This window comes from Epibacterium ulvae (assembly GCF_018678075.1).
In the GTDB taxonomy this organism is placed as follows: domain Bacteria; phylum Pseudomonadota; class Alphaproteobacteria; order Rhodobacterales; family Rhodobacteraceae; genus Epibacterium; species Epibacterium ulvae_A.
This window is the reverse complement of sequence record NZ_JAHHIR010000015.1, coordinates 1-2500: the sequence shown is the minus strand read 5'-3', so window position 1 is coordinate 2500 and position 2500 is coordinate 1. Positions and strand designations below refer to the sequence as shown.

Annotated in this window: 1 rRNA gene (cut by a window edge); it reads left to right on the top strand. The window is 54.0% G+C overall.

The annotated features are described in order from the left end of the window. A 23S ribosomal RNA gene (locus KMP13_RS04040) occupies positions 1 to 2166 on the top strand; it begins 730 nt to the left of the window's first position. Positions 2167 to 2500: the final 334 nt, after the last annotated feature.

Genomic DNA, 2500 nt, shown 5'->3' with positions numbered 1-2500 from the left:
GTGCAGTAACATGCACTGGAGGACCGAACCCACATCTGTTGAAAAAGATCGGGATGAGTTGTGCCTAGGGGTGAAAGGCCAATCAAACTCGGAGATAGCTGGTTCTCTGCGAAATCTATTTAGGTAGAGCGTCATCCGAATACCCCGGGGGGTAGAGCACTGGATGGGTAATGGGGCCCCACAGGCTTACTGATCCTAACCAAACTCCGAATACCCGGGAGTACTAGATGGCAGACACACTGCGGATGCTAACGTCCGTAGTGGAGAGGGAAACAACCCTGACCTCCGGCTAAGGCCCCTAATTCATGGCTAAGTGGGAAAGCAGGTGGGATGTCCAAAACAACCAGGAGGTTGGCTTAGAAGCAGCCATCCTTTAAAGATAGCGTAACAGCTCACTGGTCTAAGTAAGACGTCCTGCGGCGAAGATGTAACGGGGCTCAAGCCATGAGCCGAAGCCGAGGATGCACATAGTGCATGGTAGCAGAGCGTAGTGTGACATAGTCTCATGTCTCTTTTGCTCATTAATCTCCACTTCAACGCTGAATGGGTGCAGGCAACTGCCCTCATGTAGCGAAGCGGTAGGGCTTAATAATGAGCGTCGGAGACGCGAGGCTTTCGATGAAGCGGGCGCGTGAGCGATCCCGTGGAGAGATCACTAGTGAGAATGATGACATGAGTAGCGACAAAGAGTGTGAGAGACACTCTCGCCGAAAGTCCAAGGGTTCCTGCTTAAAGCTAATCTGAGCAGGGTAAGCCGGCCCCTAAGCCGAGGCCGAAAGGCGTAGGCGATGGGAACTAGGTTAATATTCCTAGGCCAGAAGGATGTGACGGATTGCGAAGGTAGTTTGCCCTTATCGGATTGGGCGGGCTGCTGAGCAGTTCCTGGAAATAGCCCTTCATGAGACCGTACCCTAAACCGACACAGGTGGACAGGTAGAGAATACCAAGGCGCTTGAGAGAACGATGTTGAAGGAACTCGGCAAAATACCTCCGTAAGTTCGCGAGAAGGAGGCCCGGGTCCTACGCAAGTGGAATCCGGGGGCACAAACCAGGGGGTGGCGACTGTTTATTAAAAACATAGGGCTCTGCGAAGTCGTAAGACGACGTATAGGGTCTGACGCCTGCCCGGTGCCTGAAGGTTAAAAGGAGGGGTGAGAGCTCTGAATTGAAGCCCAGGTAAACGGCGGCCGTAACTATAACGGTCCTAAGGTAGCGAAATTCCTTGTCGGGTAAGTTCCGACCTGCACGAATGGCGTAACGACTTCCCCGCTGTCTCCAACATCGACTCAGCGAAATTGAATTGCCTGTCAAGATGCAGGCTTCCCGCGGTTAGACGGAAAGACCCCGTGCACCTTTACTACAGCTTCGCACTGGTATCAGGATTGTGACGTGCAGAATAGGTGGTAGGCATCGAAGCAGTAACGCTAGTTACCGTGGAGCCTCCTTTGAGATACCACCCTTCGCACTCTTGATACCTAACCGCGATCCCTTACCGGGATCCGGGACCCTGCGTGGCGGGTAGTTTGACTGGGGCGGTCGCCTCCTAAAGAGTAACGGAGGCGCGCGAAGGTTGGCTCAGAGCGGTCGGAAATCGCTCGTTGAGTGCAATGGCAGAAGCCAGCCTGACTGCAAGACTGACAAGTCGAGCAGAGACGAAAGTCGGCCATAGTGATCCGGTGGTCCCGAGTGGAAGGGCCATCGCTCAACGGATAAAAGGTACGCCGGGGATAACAGGCTGATACTGCCCAAGAGTCCATATCGACGGCAGTGTTTGGCACCTCGATGTCGGCTCATCTCATCCTGGGGCTGGAGCAGGTCCCAAGGGTACGGCTGTTCGCCGTTTAAAGAGGTACGTGAGCTGGGTTTAGAACGTCGTGAGACAGTTCGGTCCCTATCTGCCGTGGGTGTAGGATACTTGAGAGGAGTTGCCCCTAGTACGAGAGGACCGGGGTGAACGTTCCACTGGTGGACCAGTTATCGTGCCAACGGTAGTGCTGGGTAGCTATGAACGGAAAGGATAACCGCTGAAGGCATCTAAGCGGGAAGCCCCCCTCAAAACAAGGTATCCCTGAGGGCCGTGGTAGACCACCACGTCAATAGGCCGGAGATGTAAGTACAGCAATGTACTCAGTTGACCGGTACTAATCGCCCGATAGGCTTGATTTGATCCAGAAAAAGACAGTGTCTTCTTCTAAATATCATACAAATCAAAAGCATACACAGAAACTAACTTGGACAACCTTGATTGTAAGCGTCAAAAAAAGACGCATGGTATTGCCTCGGTTTGGTGTCCCCCTCCCGCTCAAAACACCCGTTCCCCTCCCTCCCCCGGAATTTCCTTTCCTCCTCTCCCCTGGTCCTTGTTCTTCCTCCCTGGGAGAGTAGGTCACCTCCCCCCCTCTCTCCTCCCCCTCTCTCTCCCCCTCTCCCCTCCCTCCCCCATTGCGTCCTCTCTTGTCTAGTTGGTCTCTTTCTCTGCGAACCTGCCGGTCGGTGCTGC